General features: G+C 62.3%; 20 protein-coding genes. 12 read left to right on the top strand and 8 right to left on the bottom strand.

The annotated features are described in order from the left end of the window. Positions 1-45: 45 nt before the first annotated feature. Positions 46-285 carry a CrpP-related protein gene (locus tag Tal182_RS01080; protein WP_085860763.1) on the top strand — a complete coding sequence of 80 codons (240 nt, stop codon included), beginning with the start codon at positions 46-48 and terminating at the stop codon, positions 283-285. Here Tal182_RS01080 and pncB read toward each other — a convergent pair. From pncB to Tal182_RS01045, 7 genes are all read right to left on the bottom strand, one after another. Further along, entirely contained in the window at positions 267-1,571 is a 1,305-nt protein-coding gene (gene pncB / locus Tal182_RS01075; protein ID WP_085857799.1) for a nicotinate phosphoribosyltransferase, read from the bottom strand. The two genes, Tal182_RS01080 and pncB, sit on opposite strands and share 19 nt — an antisense overlap. 169 nt (positions 1,572-1,740) lie before the next feature. Beyond that, positions 1,741-2,094 carry a hypothetical protein gene (locus tag Tal182_RS01070; protein ID WP_085857798.1) on the bottom strand — a complete coding sequence of 118 codons (354 nt, stop codon included), beginning with the start codon at positions 2,092-2,094 and terminating at the stop codon, positions 1,741-1,743. A 149-nt stretch (positions 2,095-2,243) separates the two neighbouring features. Further along, a complete protein-coding gene (locus Tal182_RS01065; RefSeq protein ID WP_064809264.1) occupies positions 2,244-3,203 on the bottom strand; it encodes a glyoxylate/hydroxypyruvate reductase A in 960 nt (319 codons plus the stop codon). Between the two features lie 8 nt (positions 3,204-3,211). Continuing rightward, entirely contained in the window at positions 3,212-4,849 is a 1,638-nt protein-coding gene (locus Tal182_RS01060) for an ABC transporter ATP-binding protein (protein WP_064800273.1), read from the bottom strand. Further along, positions 4,846-5,994 (bottom strand): ABC transporter permease, encoded by a 1,149-nt coding sequence (locus Tal182_RS01055; protein WP_085857797.1) that lies wholly within the window; start codon positions 5,992-5,994, stop codon positions 4,846-4,848. Before Tal182_RS01055 ends, Tal182_RS01060 begins: the two co-directional genes overlap by 4 nt. Further along, positions 5,994-7,082 (bottom strand): microcin C ABC transporter permease YejB, encoded by a 1,089-nt coding sequence (locus tag Tal182_RS01050; RefSeq protein WP_064800271.1) that lies wholly within the window; start codon positions 7,080-7,082, stop codon positions 5,994-5,996. The genes Tal182_RS01055 and Tal182_RS01050 overlap by 1 nt, the downstream gene beginning before the upstream one ends. A gap of 150 nt (positions 7,083-7,232) precedes the next feature. Next, positions 7,233-9,065, bottom strand: a complete 1,833-nt coding sequence (locus Tal182_RS01045; RefSeq protein WP_064800270.1) for an extracellular solute-binding protein — start codon at positions 9,063-9,065, stop codon at positions 7,233-7,235. A gap of 273 nt (positions 9,066-9,338) precedes the next feature. Between Tal182_RS01045 and mepA the strand changes: the two genes are divergently transcribed. The 6 genes from mepA to Tal182_RS01015 all read left to right on the top strand — a co-directional run bounded on the left by mepA (position 9,339) and on the right by Tal182_RS01015 (position 15,330). Further along, positions 9,339-10,412 (top strand): penicillin-insensitive murein endopeptidase, encoded by a 1,074-nt coding sequence (mepA, locus tag Tal182_RS01040; protein ID WP_085857796.1) that lies wholly within the window; start codon positions 9,339-9,341, stop codon positions 10,410-10,412. A gap of 86 nt (positions 10,413-10,498) precedes the next feature. Beyond that, positions 10,499-10,879 (top strand): methylglyoxal synthase, encoded by a 381-nt coding sequence (locus Tal182_RS01035; RefSeq protein WP_064707596.1) that lies wholly within the window; start codon positions 10,499-10,501, stop codon positions 10,877-10,879. A gap of 17 nt (positions 10,880-10,896) precedes the next feature. Then, a complete protein-coding gene (locus Tal182_RS01030; RefSeq protein WP_064809259.1) occupies positions 10,897-11,922 on the top strand; it encodes a glucokinase in 1,026 nt (341 codons plus the stop codon). A gap of 123 nt (positions 11,923-12,045) precedes the next feature. Next, complete coding sequence (locus Tal182_RS01025; protein WP_085857795.1) at positions 12,046-13,833, top strand: ABC transporter ATP-binding protein; 1,788 nt, start codon at positions 12,046-12,048, stop codon at positions 13,831-13,833. A gap of 15 nt (positions 13,834-13,848) precedes the next feature. Then, positions 13,849-14,673 (top strand): 4-hydroxy-tetrahydrodipicolinate reductase, encoded by an 825-nt coding sequence (gene dapB / locus Tal182_RS01020; RefSeq protein WP_085857794.1) that lies wholly within the window; start codon positions 13,849-13,851, stop codon positions 14,671-14,673. A gap of 21 nt (positions 14,674-14,694) precedes the next feature. Then, entirely contained in the window at positions 14,695-15,330 is a 636-nt protein-coding gene (locus Tal182_RS01015) for a 2,3-bisphosphoglycerate-dependent phosphoglycerate mutase (RefSeq protein ID WP_085857793.1), read from the top strand. 60 nt (positions 15,331-15,390) lie between these two features. On the opposite strand, the gene phnF is transcribed toward Tal182_RS01015, so the two are convergent. Further along, positions 15,391-16,128: a phosphonate metabolism transcriptional regulator PhnF gene (gene phnF / locus Tal182_RS01010; protein WP_085857792.1), complete on the bottom strand. Its 738-nt coding sequence runs from the start codon at positions 16,126-16,128 to the stop codon at positions 15,391-15,393. A gap of 110 nt (positions 16,129-16,238) precedes the next feature. Between phnF and phnG the strand changes: the two genes are divergently transcribed. Genes phnG through phnK form a run of 5 tightly spaced genes read left to right on the top strand, consistent with a single transcriptional unit; the run spans position 16,239 to position 20,079 of the window. Then, positions 16,239-16,715: a phosphonate C-P lyase system protein PhnG gene (gene phnG, locus Tal182_RS01005; protein WP_085857791.1), complete on the top strand. Its 477-nt coding sequence runs from the start codon at positions 16,239-16,241 to the stop codon at positions 16,713-16,715. Next, positions 16,715-17,323 carry a phosphonate C-P lyase system protein PhnH gene (phnH, locus tag Tal182_RS01000; RefSeq protein WP_085857790.1) on the top strand — a complete coding sequence of 203 codons (609 nt, stop codon included), beginning with the start codon at positions 16,715-16,717 and terminating at the stop codon, positions 17,321-17,323. The genes phnG and phnH overlap by 1 nt, the downstream gene beginning before the upstream one ends. Before the next feature lie 4 nt (positions 17,324-17,327). Further along, positions 17,328-18,434, top strand: a complete 1,107-nt coding sequence (locus Tal182_RS00995; RefSeq protein WP_085857789.1) for a carbon-phosphorus lyase complex subunit PhnI — start codon at positions 17,328-17,330, stop codon at positions 18,432-18,434. After that, positions 18,431-19,306 (top strand): alpha-D-ribose 1-methylphosphonate 5-phosphate C-P-lyase PhnJ, encoded by an 876-nt coding sequence (locus tag Tal182_RS00990; protein WP_085857788.1) that lies wholly within the window; start codon positions 18,431-18,433, stop codon positions 19,304-19,306. Before Tal182_RS00995 ends, Tal182_RS00990 begins: the two co-directional genes overlap by 4 nt. Then, positions 19,303-20,079, top strand: coding sequence for a phosphonate C-P lyase system protein PhnK (phnK, locus tag Tal182_RS00985; RefSeq protein ID WP_085857787.1), 777 nt, complete (start codon positions 19,303-19,305; stop codon positions 20,077-20,079). The genes Tal182_RS00990 and phnK overlap by 4 nt, the downstream gene beginning before the upstream one ends.

Raw genomic sequence — 20,079 nt, 5'->3', positions numbered from 1 at the left:
ATTAGCATGATTGCATAAACCCATGGAACGGGAGGCCGGGTGATGATGTTCGAGAATCTGCTTGAGATGCAGGAGCGTGGCGTGCGCGATCGTGCTCGCGGCCGCAGCCTGGCGGACAATCCGATGTCGAAGCCGGATGTGCTGCCGATCACCGATTTTCAGGAATGGTATGCGATGTTTGACGCCTGGCGCTTCGGCTGGTCGATCGAGGATGCGATGGCGGGGCATATCGATGCGCCCCGTCATGGCTGCGCCTCACCTCGTGCCTATACCAGGACGGTCTGATCGACCCGATCCTCGGCGCCGAAGAATTTCAGGTAGCGTTCGACCTCCGCCGGTTCGCCGGTAGCCTTCTGCGGATTGTCGGAGAGTTTTACCGCCGGACGGCCGTTGGCGTCGCTGACCTTGCAGACGATCGAGATCGGATTGAGGCCTGAGATTTCCGTCGGCGCGCAGCCGGCAAAATCATTCGTCAGGTTGGTTCCCCAGCCGAAGCTCATGCGCACGCGGCCTTCGAAATGCCGGTAAGTGTCGATGATGGCGTCGACATCGAGACCGTCGGAGAAGATCAACAGCTTCTGGCGCGGATCGCGGCCCATCTTCTTCCACCAGTCGATGATCTTTTCACCGCCTTCGATCGGCGGCGCGCTGTCCGGGCGGAAGCCGGTCCAGTCGGCGACCCATTCGGGGGCGTCGCGCAGGAAGGCCGCAGTGCCGAAGGCGTCCGGCAGGACGATCAGCAGGTTGCCGCCATAGAGCTTGTTCCAGTCGCGCAGGATCTTGTAAGGGGCATTGCGCAGTTGCTCATCGGTCTGCGCCAGGGCGGCTGCCACCATCGGCAGTTCGTGGGCATTGGTGCCGACCGCCTCGAGATCGGAATCCATCGCCAGCAATACATTGCTGGTGCCGGTGAAGGCCGGACCGATACCTTCCTTCAGCGCCTCGACGCACCAGCGCTGCCAGAGAAAGCTGTGGCGGCGGCGGGTGCCGAAATCGGAGATGCGCAGGCCGGGCAATTCCTTCAGCCGCTCGACCTTCGACCACATCTTCGCCTTGGCGCGGGCGTAGAGCACATCCAGCGTGAAAGGGCCGAGCGCCTTCATCGCCGAACGCGAACGCAGTTCGTTGACGATGGCGAGCGCCGGGATCTCCCACATGGTGGTTTCCTTCCAGGACCCATGGAAGTCCAGCACATATTGCCCGTCCTTCTTCGACAGCTCGTATTCAGGGAGCTGGAAATTGGACAGCCAGGCCAGGAATTCCGGCTCGAAGATCTGCGCGCGGCCGTAGAAACTGTTACCCGCCAGCCAGATCATCTCCTTCTTGGAGAGCCGCAGCGTGCGCGCATGATCGAGCTGCTCCCGCAATTCGCCCGCATCGATCTCTTCGGCGAGATGTACGCGCTTGGTGCGGTTGATCAGGGTGAAGGAGGCGTTCACATCAGGATAGAGCTTCCAGATCATCTGCAGCATCAGCAGCTTATAGAAGTCGGTATCGATCAGGCTGCGGATGATCGGGTCGAGTTTCCAGGCGTGATTGTAGACGCGTCTCGCGATATCGGTCTTGGCCATGAGATTCCTGCCCCTGTCCACTCCGGTCAGGTGCTGCCAAGTTCCGAGCCGGCGCACGAAACCGGCTCGTGCGCCTTCTTATCGAAAAATCGGCGAAGAAAGTCCAGACAAAACATAAACATCCCGCCGCATGGCGGCGACGGGATGCGGGAGATCATCTGTCGAACGCCTATTGGGCCGGAGGTTGAGCCGGGGCCACAGGAGCGGTATTCGGGGCCGGTGCCGTTTGCGGCGCCTCGGTCGGGACCGCATTGCCATTCTGCATGGTCGGCGCGCGTGCTGCGTCCGACTGCTGCTGGAGCTGTTGGCCGGGCTGCTGCGGCGCCACCTCGTTCGCCTCGCGGCGGCCCCAGATCTCGACTGGAATCCAGACCACGAAAGCAAGGATCAGCGCCACGAGCAGCACGGTCAGGATACGATAACCCATACGCCCCTGCTTTGCCTTGACCGGCGGGATTTGCTGTTCCTTGTGAAGCTTTCCGTCGGATTTTTCCCAGCGTGTTTCGGTCTGATGCGCCATCATCGTCTCCTTCACTGCCTTGGCGGCCGATCCGACCGCAAAGAACTTCGCAAGGAAAACGGGTGGCCGTCTGGAAGGTTCCGGGCTCAAACGCGCCGCGGTCTTGGGAATAGCCAAACCGCCGCAGCTTTGGCGCGAGATGCCGCTTAAATCTAATAACCGGCGGCGCGATCGATCACGAACTGCAGCGGCTCGCCGCGCTCAAAACGGGCGATCTGCGTCTCGACATGGCGGAACAGCGCGTTCTCTTCGGAGACCGCCGCGTCGTGCGGGGTGATGAAGACGTTCTCCAATGCCCACAACGGGCTGTCGGTGGCGAGCGGCTCCACTTCGAAAACGTCGAGAGAAGCGCCGCCGAGGGTCCCCTCCCCGACGGCCGAGACGATGTCGGCCTCGATCTGGCTCTTGCCGCGGCCGGCATTGATGAAGACCGGCTGTCCCAGCGCACCGTCGCGGCGGAGCTTCTTAAATAGCCCGCTATCATAGAAGCCCGTCGTCTCAGGCGTCAGTGGCAGCAGGCCGACCAGAATGTCGGTCTTGGCGAGAAACCGGTCCAGTTCGCCCGCGTCGAAGGTCTCAACGCCCTCGATTGTCTTGCGGGTGCGCGACCAGCCGATGACGTTGAAACCCATCACTTTCAGCTTGGCGACCGCATCCTGGCCCAGAATACCGAGCCCCATGACGCCGACGGTCACCTCCGCCGCTTCCGGCGCAATCAGTTTGGCCCATTCGCGCCGCCGCTGCTTGATGTCATGGGCATATTGCGCGCGCAGATGCATCAGGCACTGCATGACGACCCATTCGGTCATCCGGGTTGTCAGGCTGCGGTCGACGAAACGGACGATCGGAATGTCAGGCAGACCGGCCATGCCGATGATGTGATCGACACCGGCGCCGCCCGAGAAGATGACCTTGAGGTTTGGCGCCCGGCTGAAAAGATCGGCATCTGGCTTCCAGAGAAGAGCATATTCGACGGCACGGAGATCACGCGCGCGATCGACCGTATCGGCGACATTGATGCTGCCGCGATCGGGAAAAGCCGTCTTCAGCGCGCGGGCAACACCTTCGGGGTTGAATTTGAGATCGACGAGAACGGGAGAAAGTGCGGACATGATCTTCTTTACTGCTGTACGGCGGGCGTCGGCACCGCCTCGATGTTGAAGGCCGCCGCCATCAGCGCTTTGGTGTAATCGTCCTTCGGCGCGCGGAAGATTTCCGCGGACGGTCCCTGCTCCACCACCTTGCCGAACCGCATGACGATGACGTCGTTGGCAAGCGCCTTCACTACTTTCAGGTCATGGCTGATGAAGAGATAGGCGAGGTCGTGCTTCTTTTGCAGATCGCGCAGCAGATCTACCACCTGGGCCTGTACGCTCATGTCGAGCGCGGAGGTCGGTTCGTCGAGCATGACGAAACGCGGCTTCAGCACCATGGCCCGTGCAATGGCGATGCGCTGGCGCTGGCCGCCGGAGAATTCATGCGGATAGCGCCAGCGGGTCAGGGGATCGAGGCCAACCTCCTCCAGCGCCCAGCAGACGCGCTGGTCGCGCTCTTCGGCGCTCAAGGCGCGCTCATGCACCTTCAGGCCTTCGGCGATGATATCGCCGACCGACATGCGGGGGCTGAGCGAACCGTAGGGATCCTGGAAGACGATCTGCAACTGATTGCGCAGCGGTCGCATCTCATTGAACGAATAGCCGGCTATATCCTTGCCGATAAAGGCGATCCGGCCCTGTGAAGAGATCAGCCGGGTGAGCGCCAGGCCGAGCGTGGTCTTCCCGGAGCCGGATTCGCCGACGACGCCGAGCGTCTGGCCGGCGCGCAACGAAAGATCGATGCCGTCGACGGCCTTCACATGATCGACGACGCGGCGCATCAGCCCCGCCTTGATCGGGAACCAGACGCGGATATCCGAACCTTCCATCACCACCGGTTTCGACGGGTCGGCGAGCGGCGGCTCGCCGCGCGGTTCGGAAGCGAGCAGATGGCGGGTATAATCGTGCTTCGGATTGGCGAAGACTTCCTCGACCGTCCCGGTTTCAACAATCCGGCCCTTGGTCATGACGCAGACGCGGTCGGCGAATTTGCGCACGATGCCGAGATCGTGGGTGATGAACAGCAGCGACATGCCGTGTGCCGTCTTCAACTGCCGGAGAAGCTCGAGGATCTGCGCCTGCACTGTGACGTCGAGCGCCGTGGTCGGCTCGTCGGCGATCAGTAGTTCCGGCCGGTTGGCAAGCGCCATGGCGATCATGACGCGCTGGCGCTGACCGCCGGAGAGTTCGTGCGGATAGGCCTTCAACCGCTTCTCAGGCTCGCGGATGCCGACCTGGTTCAACAATTCCAGCACCCGTTCGCGCGCCGGCTGGCCGGTAAGCCCTTGGTGCAGGGCGAGGATCTCGGCGATCTGCTTCTCGATCGTGTGAAGCGGATTGAGCGAGGTCATCGGCTCCTGGAAGATCATGGTGATGTCGTTGCCGCGCACCTCGCGCAGCGCCCGCTCCGATGCCTTCAAGAGATCCTTGCCCTTGAACAGGATTTCGCCGGAGGGATGGCTTGCCGAGGGATAAGGCAGAAGCCGCAGGATCGAGTTGGCCGACACCGATTTGCCGGAGCCGGATTCGCCGACGAGCGCCACGACCTCGCCTTTGGCGATATCGAAGGAGATCCGATCGACGGCAAGCGAGGCTTCGCCGCCCTGATGAAAGGCAACCGAGAGATCGCGGACGGAAAGGAGCGGTTCTGTCATGTCACTCATTGAAACGTCTTCCTCGGATCGAAGGCGTCGCGCACGGCTTCGCCGATGAAGATCAAAAGGGAAAGCATGATCGACATGGCGAAGAAGGCCGTCAGCCCGAGCCAGGGCGCCTGCAGGTTGGTCTTGCCCTGGGCGATCATTTCGCCGAGCGAAGGCGAGCCCGGCGGCATGCCGAAGCCGAGGAAATCGAGCGAGGTCAGCGTCGTGATCGAGCCGGAGAGGATGAAGGGCAGAAAGGTGAGTGTCGCCACCATGGCGTTCGGCAGCAGGTGGCGCCACATGATGGTGCGGTTGTTGACGCCGAGCGCGCGGGCGGCGCGGACATATTCGAAATTGCGGGCGCGCAGGAATTCGGCGCGCACCACGCCGACGAAGCTGACCCAGGAGAAGAGCAGCATGATGCCGAGCAGCACGAAGAAGCCGGGCGGCAGGATCGCGGCGATGATCAGCAGGATGTAAAGCACCGGCATCGACGACCAGATCTCGATGAAGCGCTGCAGCAGGAGATCGGTCAAGCCGCCGAAATAGCCCTGCACCGCCCCTGCCGTCACGCCGATGATTGCCGAGCAGATGGTCAGCGCCAGGCCGAACAGCACCGATATGCGGAAGCCGTAGATGACGCGCGCCAGCACGTCACGCGCCTGGTCATCGGTGCCGAGCCAGTTGAGATTGCCGAGCGTGCAGCCGGGATCATTCGCCCCTTGCGGATAACCGGAGCAGCGTTCCTCCTTGGTCATCAGCCAGAAGGGGGCGGTCGGCGCCGAATGCGGAATGTTCGAGTTGACCGAGCGGTAGGAATAGCGGATCGGCGGCCAGATCATCCAGCCATTGGCGTTGATCTCGTCCGATATCACCGAGGAGCGGTAGTCGGTTTCGGCGAGGAAGCCGCCGAATTTTTCCTCGGGATAGTCGATCAGGACGGGAAACAGGATTTCGCCCTTGTAGGAGGCGATGATCGGCCGGTCGTTGGCGAGGAACTCGGCAAAGAGGCTGAGCACGAACAGCAGCAGGAACAGCCACAGCGACCAGTAGCCGCGGCCGTTCGCCCGGAAATTCTTCCAGCGGCGGATGTTGGTCGGCGACAGCAGGCCCTTGCGCGGCGGTTTGACCGGGGTTGCGGTGGCGGGGTTTGCGGCGGCGTCCATCAGACATCCCTCCGCTCGAAATCGATGCGCGGATCGATCCAGGTGTAGATCAGGTCGGAAATCAGGCTGACGAAGAGACCGAGCAGCGAGAAGATATAGAGTGTCGCGAAGACGATCGGATAATCCCGGTTGACCACCGAGAGATAGCCGAGGCGGCCGAGGCCATCGAGCGAGAAGATGTTTTCGATCAGCAGCGAGCCGGTGAAGAAGGCGGAGATGAAGGCGCCGGGAAAACCGGCGATGATGATCAGCATGGCGTTGCGGAAAACATGGCCGTAGAGCACCTGCCGCTCGTTCAAGCCTTTGGCGCGGGCGGTGACGACATATTGCTTCTTGATCTCCTCGATGAAGGAATTCTTGGTCAAGAGCGTCGTGGTAGCAAAGGCGGCTAGCGAAAGCGAGATCAGCGGCAGAGTGAGGTGCCAGAAATAATCGAGTGGCTTCTGCCACCAGGCGAGCTCACCGAAATTGTCGGAAACGAGGCCGCGCAGCGGAAACCAGTCGTAGAAGGAACCGCCGGCGAAAAGCACGATCAGCAGGATGCCGAAGAGAAAGCTCGGAACGGCATAGCCAATGACGATGACGCCCGAGGTCCAGACGTCGAAGGTCGATCCGTCCTTGACCGCCTTGCGGATGCCGAGCGGGATGGAGATGGCGTAGGAGAAGATCAGGATCCAGATGCCGAGCGAGATCGATACCGGTAGCTTCTCCTTGATGAGGTCGAGCACGGAGGTGTTGCGGAAGAAGCTCTCGCCGAAATCGAAGCGGATGTAATTCCACATCATCTCGCCAAAGCGCGTCAGCGGCGGCTTGTCGAAGCCGAACTGTTTTTCGAGCTTGGCGATCAGCTCCGGATCAAGCCCTTGGGCGCCGCGATACTTCGAACCTTCGTCGCTGCCGCCGCCACCGAGGAGATCGCCGCCGCCGGACAGGCGCTGATCGGCGCTGTCGGCCTGGCCGGTCAGCTGGGCAATCACCTGCTCGACCGGGCCGCCGGGTGCAAATTGAACGACGATGAAGGAAATTGCCATGATGCCGATAATGGTCGGGATCATCAAAAGCAGGCGGCGAATGACATAGGCACCCATCAGCCTTCAGCCTCCGGGAAAGTATTTCTTGTCTGCACGCCGTTCAGTCCAATGCCGCTCAATCCGCCAGCCTTCCCTTGCCGGCCCCGCCGGCTTGTCGTGATTCGCTCGTGCCATTTGGAGCCCAGGGCCCCGTTAATGCAAGCCCGCTCATTTTGCCGAGGCCGACCACCAGGCATCGGGGAAACCAAGGCTGTAGGCCGGAAATTCGGCAGGATGCGTGACTGTGTTCCAATAGGCAATATTAACGGTATCGCGGTAGAACAGCGGGATGACGTAGTGATTTGCCAGCAAGACCCGGTCCATTGCCTTGATCGCAGCGACCTGTTCATCGCGGTTCGGCGCGAAGATAATCATGCGGATGAGCTCATCGACGGCTGGGTTGGCAATGCCGGCGTAGTTGCGAGAACCCTGCTGGTTGACAGAGCCGGATCCCCAATAGTCGGCTTGCTCGTTGCCCGGATTCATTGTCTCCGCCCAGACATTCCAGATCATATCGAAGTCAAAGCTGCGTTCGCGGTTGACAGCTTGCGAAGCGTCGACTGTCCGAACTCGCGCATCTATGCCAATTTTCTTGAGATTGCTGGCATAAGGCACTGCCCAGCGCTCCAACATGGGACTCGACAATAATATCTCGAAACTCATTGGCTGGCCGGTCTTGGTATTGACCATGCGATTGCCCTTCAGCTCCCAGCCGGCTTCTTTCAGAAGAGCAATCGCCTTTCGGAGGTTGTCGCGGCTCTTCTGCGGATCGCCGCCAACGGGATTGGTATACGGCGTCGTGAAGACCTCGGGCGGAACCTTGTCCTTCATGCCTTGCAGAATTTCCAGCTCCCGCCCCTGCGGCAGACCGGAGGAGGCGAGCTCGGTATTCCAGAAATAGCTGTCGATGCGCTTGTAACTGTTAAAGGCAACGGTGCGGTTCAACTCCTCGAAATCGAGGCCGTAGTTCAGCGCCTCGCGGACCCTGATATCCTTGAAGAGGTCACGCCGCATATTCGGCACAAGAGCCTGCAGAATGCCGGTGGAGCGCAGGGGATTTGCAACCTCTTCCTTCTTGACGCGTCCTTCCTTCACTGCAGGAAAATCATATCCAGTTGCCCAGCGGGCAGCCGTTGTCTCCTGCCAATAGTCGCTATTGCCGGCGCGAAAGGCTTCGAACTCAACATCGCGGTCACCGAAATAGGTGTAGATGACATTGCGGAAATTGTTCTGGCCGACATTCACATTGAGGTCCTTGCCCCAATAGTCGTTACGCAGCTCATAGCGGATCGTTGCGCCGGGCGAGAAGGAAGCAATCTTGTAAGGCCCGGACCCCATTACGGGCTCCAGCGTCGTTTTGGTAATGTCACGCGGCTTGCCATCCGCTCCGGGCGCTTCCCACCAATGTTTCGGCACAATCATTAACTGGCCGAGAATGTTGGGCAATTCGCGGTTGTTCTTCTCATCAAAGGTGAAGGTCACATCCCGCTCGCCGGTCTTTTCCGCTTTGACGACGTGATGGTAGTAGTTCCCGGCGACGGGGTTCAATTCCTTAGTCTTGTCCAGGCTGAAAATGACATCTTCCGGAGTTACCGGCTGACCGTCCGCCCATTTTGCTTCCTTGCGCAGGCGAAAGGTCGCGCTGGAGACGTCATCGGGATAGGATAGCCCCTCGGCAAGCAGACCGTAAGAGACGAGAAGTTCGTCATCGGCCGGCTTCATCAGCGTGTCGTAAGCAAGAGACAGGCCTATCGCCGTTTGGCCTTTTGCCAGCAGAGGGTTGAAGGTGTCGAAGGCGCCGCTGGCGGAAAGACGCAGATCTCCACCTTTTGGAGCATCGGGATTGACGTAGTCGAAATGCGCAAAGCCCGGCTTGTACTTCATCTCGCTGATGACCGAGCTGCCAATCTGAAAGGGCTGGTCCTGAGCTGTTGCCGTCATGGGCGCTAAGGCTCCCGCAAGCGTCAAAAACAAACCGATCTTCGACCACAAAGCCGCCATTCACGCTTTCCCCTAATTATTGGTGGGTTCGACAATACGAAAAATACAGGCGAAAAACAGGAGAGAGTTTGGTTTTTGCCGGGCTCGCGAAATTTTGACCTTGCTTTGCCGCGCCAAGGTTGAAGACCTCATCGGAATTGCAGGCGGCCGCAACGCTGCGGCGATCCGTCACCGCCGCCGCCTGTCGCCGCTAGCCAAAACATCGATTCACCAAAATCGCTTTTCACGATAGATTCGCGGCAAATCACTTCGGCAGCGCTTCAAGGAAACAGTATGGCTTTCGGCTTCGTTCAGGCTTTCAGAACATTCGGCAGACTGGCGCTTGCCGGCGCGATTGGAGCCGGCCTTGCCGCCGGCGATGTCGTCGCCGAGCAGAAAACGCCGAGCCCCGGCAGCGCCAAGGCGCTGTTCGCAGGCGTCAGCCTGCCGACGCAGGGGCCGGCGCAGCCGATCGGCTTTTATGCAAAGGGCTGCATGACCGGCGCGGTGGCACTGCCGACCGACGGGCCGACCTGGCAGGCGATGCGGCTTTCGCGCAACCGCCGCTGGGGCAACCCGGCGATGATCGCGCTCCTGGAACGGTTTTCGCAGGATGCGGTCAAATATGCCGGCTGGCCGGGCATCCTCGTCGGTGATGTCGCCCAGCCGCGCGGCGGGCCGATGCTCAACGGCCATTCCTCGCACCAGATCGGCCTCGATGCCGATATCTGGTTCACCCCGATGCCGGCGCGCCGCATGACCGCGCAAGAGCGCGAGGACCTGCCCTTCACCAGCATGCTGCAGAAGGACAAGTTCCTCACCGTCAACCCCAAAGTATGGACGGAATCGCGGGCGCGGCTTTTGATGCTGGCGGCGAGCTATCCCGAAGTGGAGCGCATCTTCGTCAATCCGGCGATCAAGAAGAAGATGTGCGACACCTGGACCGGTGACCGCACCAACCTTGGTAAGCTGCGGCCGATATACGGCCACGACTCGCATTTCCACATCCGCATCAAATGCCCGCCCGGTGCTGCCGGATGCACGCCGCAAGCTCCCGTCGCCTCAGGAGACGGCTGCGACAAGTCGCTCGCCTATTGGTTCACCCCGGCACCTTGGGCGCCGCCGAAACCGCCCAAGCCCGGCGCCAAGCCGCCGAAGCCGCCGCGTGAGATGATGGTCTCCGACCTGCCGAAGGCCTGCTCTGCCGTGCTCGATGCCGCTTCCGTCGCTTCGATGCAGGCTGCCACCTATGGCGGGCCTTCCGCCGTAAGCGCGTTCGCCGCCGCTCCGGCAGCCGCGCCGGCTGATGACGACGAGGGGTTGCCAGATGTCGGCCCGGTCCCGAACGACAAGCCGGCGATCCAATGAAGGGGCGGACGCATTGTCTTTCAAATCGCAAATACTTGGTATAAAGCGATCAAATCGATTGAATTGTTGGGGCGGAGAATCACTTCATGGCCGGCAGCAAGTGCCTTGCGCTGATCGCGCATGACCAGAAGAAGGACGACATGGCGGCGTTCGCCCGCGCCAATCAGGACCTTCTTTCGCGCTGGAAGATCGTCGCGACAGGTACCACCGGCGGTCGCGTGCTCGATGCCGCTCCCGATCTCGACGTCACCAGGCTGAAAAGCGGGCCGCTCGGCGGCGACCAGCAGATCGGCGCGCTGATCTCGACCGGCGAGGTCGACGCGCTGATTTTCTTCGTCGACCCGCTGACGCCGATGCCGCATGATGTCGACGTGAAGGCGCTGATGCGGCTCGCCATCGTCTACGACATTCCGATGGCACTCAACCACGCGACCGCTATAAAGCTCCTTCCCACACTCGAAGCCTGATCAGCACGGAACCGGCCATGCCCAAACCCAGCCACAGCACCGCTCCGCTTCCCTTCCCGATCCTGATCGGCGATATCGGCGGCACCAATGCCCGCTTCTCCATCCTGACCGACGCCTATGCCGAACCGAAGCAGTTTCCGAACGTGCGCACGGCGGATTTCGCCACGATCGACGAAGCGATCCAAAAGGGCGTGCTCGACAAAACAGCGGTGCAGCCGCGCTCGGCGATCCTCGCTGTCGCCGGCCCGATCAACGACGACGAGATCCCCCTGACCAATTGCGACTGGGTGGTGCGGCCAAAGACGATGATCGAGGGCCTCGGCATCGAGGACGTGCTCGTCGTCAATGATTTCGAGGCGCAGGCGCTGGCGATCGCCGCCCTGTCGGATGAAAACCGCGAACGTATCGGCAGCGCCACCGGCGACATGGTCGCCTCGCGCGTCGTGCTCGGACCTGGCACCGGCCTCGGCGTCGGCGGGCTCGTGCATGCCCAGCATACTTGGATCCCGGTCCCCGGCGAAGGCGGCCATATCGATCTCGGGCCACGCAGCAAGCGCGATTATGAGATCTTTCCGCATGTCGAGACGATCGAAGGACGTGTTTCGGCCGAACAGATCCTCTGCGGACGCGGCCTCGTCAATCTCTACAACGCCATCTGCGTGGTCGACGGCATCCAGCCGACGATGAAGGATCCGGCCGAGATCACCTCACATGCGCTTGATGGCAGCGACAAGGCCGCCGTCGAGACCGTTTCGCTGTTTGCCACCTATCTCGGCCGCGTGGCGGGCGACATGGCGATGGTGTTCATGGCGCGCGGCGGTGTCTATCTCTCCGGCGGTATCTCGCAAAAGATCCTCCCGGCGCTGAAGAAACCGGAATTCCGGCAGGCTTTCGAGGACAAGGCGCCGCATAGCGCGCTGCTTCGCACCATCCCCACCTATGTCGTGACGCATCCGCTGGCGGCGCTCGCCGGGCTTTCGTCCTATGCGCGCATGCCGGCCAATTTCGGCGTATCGACGGAAGGCCGCCGCTGGCGGCGCTGAGCCAGCGCGTGTCCCTCCGGGCCGCGCCGCGGTCTAGCCAAACCAGTCCCAACTCTTTATAGAGCCGGCCAAAGTGCGCGCCACGTTCACGACGCGCTCAGTCTCGGACAGGAAGCTTGATATTTGGAAGCCGTGGAAAGCAGAAAGCAGAGCGTCAGCAGTGATACCGTCACCGGCATCCTGAAGCGCATCATCGCTGAAAACGGCCGCGACCATCTCTGGGGTTATGTCTTCGCAATCGCCTGCCTCGTGGTCGTGGCGCTTTCGACGGCGTTCACCGCCTGGATCATGCGGGCGATCATCGACGAGGCCTTCGCCAATCGCCGCGCCGACGTCGTCTGGATCATCTGTCTTTCGATCTTCGTCGCCTTCGTGCTGCGCGGCTTTGCCAGCTACGGCCAGGCCGTGGCGCTTTCCAAGGTCGGCAACAATATCGTCGCCCGCTATCAGCGCCGCCTCTATGCGCATCTGATGACGCTTTCCGTTGGCTTTTTTAGCGAGGCACGCTCGGCTCATATCGCCGCGCAGGTGAGCCAGAACGTCAGCGGCATCCGTGACGTGCTCAACCTGACGATCACCTCGACGGTGCGCGACCTCCTGACCTTCGTTTCGCTGATCGGCGTGATGGTCCTGCAGGACCCGCTGCTCAGCCTCGCCGTCTTCATCATGGCGCCGCCGCTGCTCTATGCACTGCGTTATGTTTCCAAACGCCTTCGCTCGGCAACCCGCGAGGCCGTGCATCTGAACAGCCACGTGCTGGGGGCCATGCAGGAGACGATCCAGGGTATTGCCATCGTCAAAGCCTTCACGATGGAAGAGGAACTGGAGAACAAGGTCAACAAACTCATCACGGCCGCCGAGAACCGGGCGAACCGGATTGCCCGGCTTTCCGAGCGCACCTCGCCGCTGACGGAGAGCTTCGCAGGCTTTGCCGTCGCCAGCGTGCTTGCCTATGCCGCCTATCGTTCGATCTATTACAATGTCGCCCCAGGCGCCTTCTTCTCCTTCGTGACGGCGCTGCTGCTTGCCTATGACCCGGCCCGCCGCCTTGCCCGGCTGCAGGTGCAGATGGAACGCGCCGTCGTCAATGCACGGATGATCTACGAACTGCTCGACATGGAGCCGCGCCAGCGCGACCTGCCGGATGCCCAGCCGCTGACGGTGACGCAGGCCAGGATCGAATTCCGCAATGTTTCCTTCGCCTACGGCAATGAAAGCGTGCTGAACGGCGTCAGCTTCGTCGCCGAGGGCGGAACCACCACGGCGCTCGTCGGCCCCTCGGGTGCCGGCAAATCCACCGTCATCAGCCTCATTCCGCGCTTCTACGATCCGCGCGAAGGCGAGATACTGATCGATGGGCAGGATATCGCCCACATCACCAAGAAGTCGCTGCGCCAGCAGCTCGCCTATGTTTCGCAGCAGCCCTACCTGTTCGAAGGCACGATCCGCGACAATATCCGCTATGGCCGGCCGGAAGCGACCGATGCCGAGGTGGAAGAGGCGGCCCGGCTTGCCTATGCGCATGATTTCATCTCGGCGCAGCCGCAGGGTTACGATACGCCGGTCGGCGAAAACGGCGTGACGCTTTCGGGCGGCCAGCGGCAGCGGCTGTCGATCGCGCGGGCTTTGGTGCGCAACGCGCCGATCCTGCTGCTCGACGAAGCGACCTCCGCGCTGGACACCGAATCCGAGGCTGCCGTGCAGAAGGCGCTCGACGAGGCGATGACCGGGCGCACCGTCGTCGTCATCGCCCATCGGCTTTCGACCGTCGTGCGCGCCGACAAGATCGTCGTCATGCAGCAGGGTCGGGTGGTCGAGGAAGGCAATCATGAGACGCTTGCGAAGGTCAGCGACGGTCTTTACGCTCGCCTCAACAACCTGCAGAGGCCCTCGGCCTCGGATTCATACTAACCTGGTGAGACTGACATGAGCGATGCTGCGATGAAACTGGTGGTGGTCGGCGCAGCTGGGCGCATGGGGCAGACGCTGATCCGGCTCATTCATTCCATCGAGGACGTGGTGCTGCATGCCGCGGTCGAGCGCGCCGGCTCGCCCTTTGTCGGCAAGGATGCCGGCGAAATTGCCGGGCTCGGGCCGACCGGCGTCATCATCGGCGACGATCCGCTCCAGGCCTTCCTGCATGCCGAGGGCGTGCTCGACTTCACCGCGCCTGCCGCAACCGTGGAATTCTCCGGCCTCGCCGCTCAGGCCCGCATCGTTCACGTGGTCGGCACGACGGGCTGCTCGACCGAGGACAATGCGAAGATCGCCGCAGCGGCCCGCCATGCCCGCATCGTCAAGTCAGGCAATATGAGCCTCGGCGTCAATCTGCTCAGCGTGCTGGCCGAGCAGGCAGCGCGGGCGCTCGATCCTGCAGACTGGGACATCGAAATCCTGGAAATGCACCACAAGCGCAAGGTGGATGCCCCTTCCGGAACCGCCCTTCTCTTCGGCGAGGCCGTTGCAAAAGGCCGCAATATCGATCTCGCGTCGAAATCGGTCAGGGTGCGCGACGGCCATATCGGCCCCCGCGAGGCGGGCATGATCGGTTTTGCGACGATGCGCGGCGGCTCGGTCATCGGCGAACATTCCGTTCTTTTTGCCGGCGAAGGCGAAATCGTCAGCCTTTCGCACAGTGCGGCCGACCGTTCGATCTTCGCGCGCGGCGCAATCAAGGCGGCGCTCTGGGCGCGCGACAAGAAGCCGGGGCTCTATTCCATGCTCGACGTGCTCGGGCTTTCTTCCCAATAAGGATACTACGGAGGCATATTCATGAGCGGTACCCTCGTCCTCGTTCGCCACGGCCAGAGCGACTGGAATCTGAAGAATCTCTTCACCGGCTGGAAGGACCCGGATCTGACGGAACTCGGCATTCAGGAAGCCAACACGGGAGGCGCCGCACTTGCCGAATACGGGATCAAATTCGACGTCGCCTATACCTCGGCGCTGGTGCGCGCGCAGCACACGCTGAAGCTCATCCTCGACAAGGTCGGCCAGCCCGATCTCGAAACGATCCGCGACCAGGCGCTGAACGAGCGCGACTACGGCGATCTCTCCGGTCTCAACAAGGATGACGCGCGCGCCAAATGGGGCGAGGAACAGGTGCATATCTGGCGCCGTTCCTATGACGTGCCGCCGCCGGGCGGCGAGAGCCTGCGCGACACCGGCGCCCGTGTCTGGCCTTACTACCTCACGGAAATCCTGCCGCGCGTGCTGCGCGGCGAAAAGGTGCTGGTCGCCGCCCATGGCAATTCGCTGCGCTCGCTGGTCATGGTGCTCGACAAGCTGAGCAAAGAAGGCGTGCTCGCCCTCAATCTCGCGACCGGCGTTCCGATGGTCTACACGCTGAAGGCGGATTCCACCGTCGCGTCCAAGGAAGTTCTGGGCGATATGTCCGGCGCACACTAGTCTAATTCGATGAGGCGTGCCGTCGGAAGCGGTCGGCACGCCTTGCCTCAATTATTGGCCTCAGTTCTCGATCGTGAACTGCACCCGGTCGGCGGCGAAACGGCTGATCGAATATTGCACCGGCACGCCGTCGAGATCGGTGTTCATTGCCTTGGCGATCAGCAGGATCGCGCCGGGGGTGAGTTCCAGATCGGCAAGGTCGGCTGTAGCAGCATGGGCGGCCGTCACCTCGGTCGTCGCCCGGACGTAGTCCGCCAGCCCGAGCTCGGCGAAAGCCTTGGTGATCGATTCATGCTTTCGGTAGGCCTCGCCGATCCCCGCGAAGCGTTCAGCGGGAAACCAGCTCGTCGCCTTTGAAACCGGCCGCCTGTCGGCATGGCGCAATGTTTCCAGCCGGATCACCTGCTCGCCCTGTTTCAGGCCCAACCAGCGGGCAACCTCGGCACTCGCCTCCTCCTGCGCCTCATCGAGCAGAAGACCACGCGTCTCACGCGCCTGATCGCCGATGCCGGCGGTGAAGCGCGTGCGCCGGGTGATCGGGAAGTTCAAGCGCTCCTTACGCTCGATCAACGTGCCGCGACCTTGCACCGCGCGCACGATTCCCTCCTGCGCCAGCGCCGCCAGCGCACTGCGCACCGTATGCCTGTTAACGCCGAATTGCAGCGCCAGCACCGTTTCCGGCGGCACCATTCCCGTTTCGTCATAGGTTCCATTGCCGATCGACTCGCGAATTCGATCGGCGATCTGACGCCAGAGCGCCACACCTGTCTGCCTCTGCACCTGCTTCAGTCCTGCCATTCTGCCCCTGCCTTGCCCCACGATGTCACACGCTTGTCACGACACCGATTTAAGGCTAGGTATAGCTTGTATGGTTGTCTATATCAATAGACATTTCGGGGAAAGCAGCGATGATATCAGCGGACAAGAAAGACGCCGCGTCACAGACGGTCTCGGAGCGCAAACGCGCCGCCGATCTGCTGGCGCGTGCGGAACGGAGCGAACTCCAGGTAGCCTGGGATGCGTTGCCGCAGAAGCCCGTGGCTTATCCGGTGCGCGGACCGGAGACGGGACTGGTGATGGTGCGCGGCCGCATCGGCGGCGGCGGAGCTCCTTTCAATCTCGGCGAGGTGACGGTGACGCGCGCAACGGTGCGGCTCGAGACCGGCTCCATCGGCCATGCGCAGGCGCTCGGCACCGACCGGGAGAAGGCCCGCCTTGCGGCGATCTTCGATGCGCTCTGGCAGGAGGAGGCGACCAGGGATTTCGTCGAACAGGCGCTGCTTTCGCCGATTGCCGCACGCATCGCCGTCGCTGAGTGCCGCAAGGCGGACGAGACGGCGGCAACCCGCGTCGATTTCTTCACCATGGTACGGGGAGACAACTGATGGGTCTTGCGACAGAAGCCTTGACCGGCGGTTTTGCCGACCCGGTTTTCCATGCGCAGAGCGTCTTCAAGATGCTGATGGACGGCATGGCCCGTCCCGGCGCCATCCAGACAGTTGCGCCCGATATCGCTCCGCCGGCGCCGCTCGGCATTGCCGCCGGCGCGATCGCGCTCACCCTTTGCGACCACGACACATCAGTCTGGCTTACCTCGGGACTGGCGAAATCCGCCATGCCGGAGTGGCTCGGCTTCCACACCGGCGCGCCCCTGACAGCCGAAAAGGCCGATGCGCGTTTTGCCTTCATTGAGGCGGGCACTGCGCTTTGCTCCTTCGGCCTGTTCGCATCAGGCACGCAGGAATATCCCGACCGCTCGACGACTGTCGTCATCGAACTTCCCGAACTCGAAGGCGGACGCAGGCTGGCGCTGATGGGTCCGGGCATCCAGAGCGTCGTGGAGATCGCGCCGGCGGGGCTGCCGGAGACCTTCCTCAGGCTCTGGACCGAGAACCGTGCGCTCTTCCCGCGCGGCATCGACATCGTGCTGACGTCGGGCACGCGCTTCGTCTGTCTGCCGCGCACCACCAAGATCACAGCAACGGAGATCTGAGCTCATGTATGTTGCCGTCAAGGGTGGCGAGGCCGCCATCGCCAATGCCCACCGTCTGCTTGCCGACCGCCGCCGCGGCGACCGTTCGCTGCCGGCGATCGGCATCGAGCAGATCGTCGAACAACTCGCCCTCGCCGTCGACCGCGTCATGGCCGAGGCCTCGCTTTTCGACCGCACCCTCGCCGCGCTGGCCGTGCGTCAGTCGCGCGGAGACATGATCGAGGCGATCTTCCTGCTGCGCGCTTACCGCACGACGCTGCCGCGCTTCGGCTATTCCAAACCGCTCGACACGGCTGAGATGACGATCGAACGGCGCATCTCGGCGACCTACAAGGACCTGCCGGGGGGCCAGCTTCTTGGTCCTACTTTCGATTATACTCACCGGCTGCTCGATCCCTCACTGCTTCAGGACGAAGCGGTCGAGGCGCCCGCGCAGCGCACAGCCGAGACCGGCCGCGTCATGTGCGTCTCCGAAATCCTCGGCGAGGAGGGCCTGATCGAGGCTGACGGCGACATGCCCGAAGATCACGAGATCGGCGATCTGACCCGCGAGCCGATGGAATTCCCGATGTCCCGCGATCTGCGCTTGCAGGCGCTTTCCCGCGGCGATGAAGGCTTCCTGCTGGCGCTCGGTTATTCCACGCAGCGCGGCTATGGCCGCAACCACCCCTTCACCGGCGAGATCCGCATCGGCGCGGTCGAGGTGGAGTTCGACGTGCCGGAGCTCGGTTTCGCCGTCTCGCTCGGCGTCGTCCAGATCACCGAATGCCAGATGGTCAACCAGTTCAAGGGCTCGGCCAAGGCGCCGCCGCAATTCACCCGCGGCTACGGCCTGGTCTTCGGCCAGAGCGAGCGCAAGGCGATGGCAATGTCGCTTGTTGATCGGGCGCTTCGCGCCGAAGAGCTCGGCGAGGACATCACCGCGCCGGCCCAGGACGAGGAATTCGTCATCTCCCATTCCGACAATGTCCAAGCAACGGGCTTCGTCGAGCACCTGAAGCTGCCGCATTATGTGGATTTCCAGGCGGAACTCGATCTCGTCCGCCGCATGCGCCGCGAATTCGAAGCCGCCCGCAACGGTGGCGAAGACATGAAGGAAGCGGCCGAATGAGCGATCTCGCCAGCTACAACTTCGCCTATCTCGACGAACAGACCAAGCGGATGATCCGCCGCGCCATTTTGAAGGCGATCGCCATTCCCGGCTACCAGGTGCCCTTCGCCAGCAGAGAAATGCCGATGCCCTATGGCTGGGGCACCGGCGGTGTGCAGGTGACGGCTTCGATCATCGGGCCCGATGACGTGCTGAAGGTGATCGACCAGGGCGCCGACGACACGACCAACGCCGTCTCGATCCGCGCCTTCTTCCAGAAGGTCGCCAATGTCGCGGTGACAACGCGCACCAGCGAGGCGACGATCATCCAGACGCGCCACCGCATCCCGGAAGAGAAGCTCGGGCCCGGCCAGGTGCTCGTCTATCAGGTGCCGATCCCCGAGCCGCTGCGTTTCCTCGAACCGCGCGAGACCGAGACGCGCAAAATGCATGCGCTCGAGGAATATGGCCTCATGCATGTGAAGCTCTATGAGGATATCGCCCGCAACGGCCGCATCGCCACGACCTATGCCTATCCGGTCAAGGTGTTTGGCCGCTACGTCATGGACCCGTCGCCGACGCCGAAGTTCGATAATCCGAAGATGCACAGATCGGAAGCGCTGCAGCTTTTCGGGGCCGGCCGCGAAAAGCGTATCTATGCCGTGCCGCCCTATACCGATGTCGTCAGCCTGGACTTTGAAGACCATCCCTTCGAGATCCAGCGCTTCGACAGGCCCTGCGCGCTCTGTGGCGCAGAGGATGTCTACCTCGATGAGGTCATCCTCGACGACAAGGGCGGGCGCATGTTCGTCTGCTCCGACACCGACCATTGCGAAGACCGCCGGGCCCAGGGGCATGCCGGCGAAATGCTGGCCCGGGAGGCTGCAGAATGACCGACACACCGCTTCTCAAGGTCAACGACCTCTCGAAGTTCTACGGCAAGCGCATCGGCTGCCGGAACGTCTCCTTCGAGCTCTGGCCCGGCGAGGTGCTGGCCATCGTCGGCGAATCCGGTTCGGGCAAGACGACGCTGCTCAACTGCATCTCCACCCGGCTGATGCCGACGACCGGCAGCGTCGAATACCATATGCGCGATGACAGCTACCGCGACCTCTATCATATGAACGAGGCCGAACGCCGCTTCCTGATGCGCACCGACTGGGGCTTCGTGCACCAGAACCCGGCCGACGGGCTGCGCATGACCGTCTCGGCCGGCGCCAATGTCGGCGAACGGCTGATGGCGATCGGCGACCGGCACTACGGCAAGATCCGCTCCACCGCCATCGACTGGCTCGAACGCGTCGAGATCGATGCCGATCGCATCGACGATCAGCCGCGCGCCTTTTCCGGCGGCATGCGCCAACGCCTGCAGATCGCCCGCAATCTCGTCACCGGTCCGCGTCTGGTCTTCATGGACGAGCCGACCGGCGGCCTCGACGTTTCGGTGCAGGCGCGTCTGCTCGATCTGGTGCGCGGCCTCGTCAACGATCTCGGCCTTTCGGCCATCATCGTCACCCATGATCTTGCCGTCGCCCGTCTGCTTTCGCACCGCATGATGGTGATGAAGGACGGCTCCGTCATCGAACAGGGTCTCACCGACCGCGTGCTCGACGATCCCAGGGAGCCTTACACGCAACTGCTCGTCTCCTCGATCCTGCAGGTCTGA

Source organism: Rhizobium sp. TAL182, from assembly GCF_002117725.1.
In the GTDB taxonomy this organism is placed as follows: domain Bacteria; phylum Pseudomonadota; class Alphaproteobacteria; order Rhizobiales; family Rhizobiaceae; genus Rhizobium; species Rhizobium esperanzae.
This window is presented reverse-complemented; position numbering and strand designations above follow the sequence as displayed.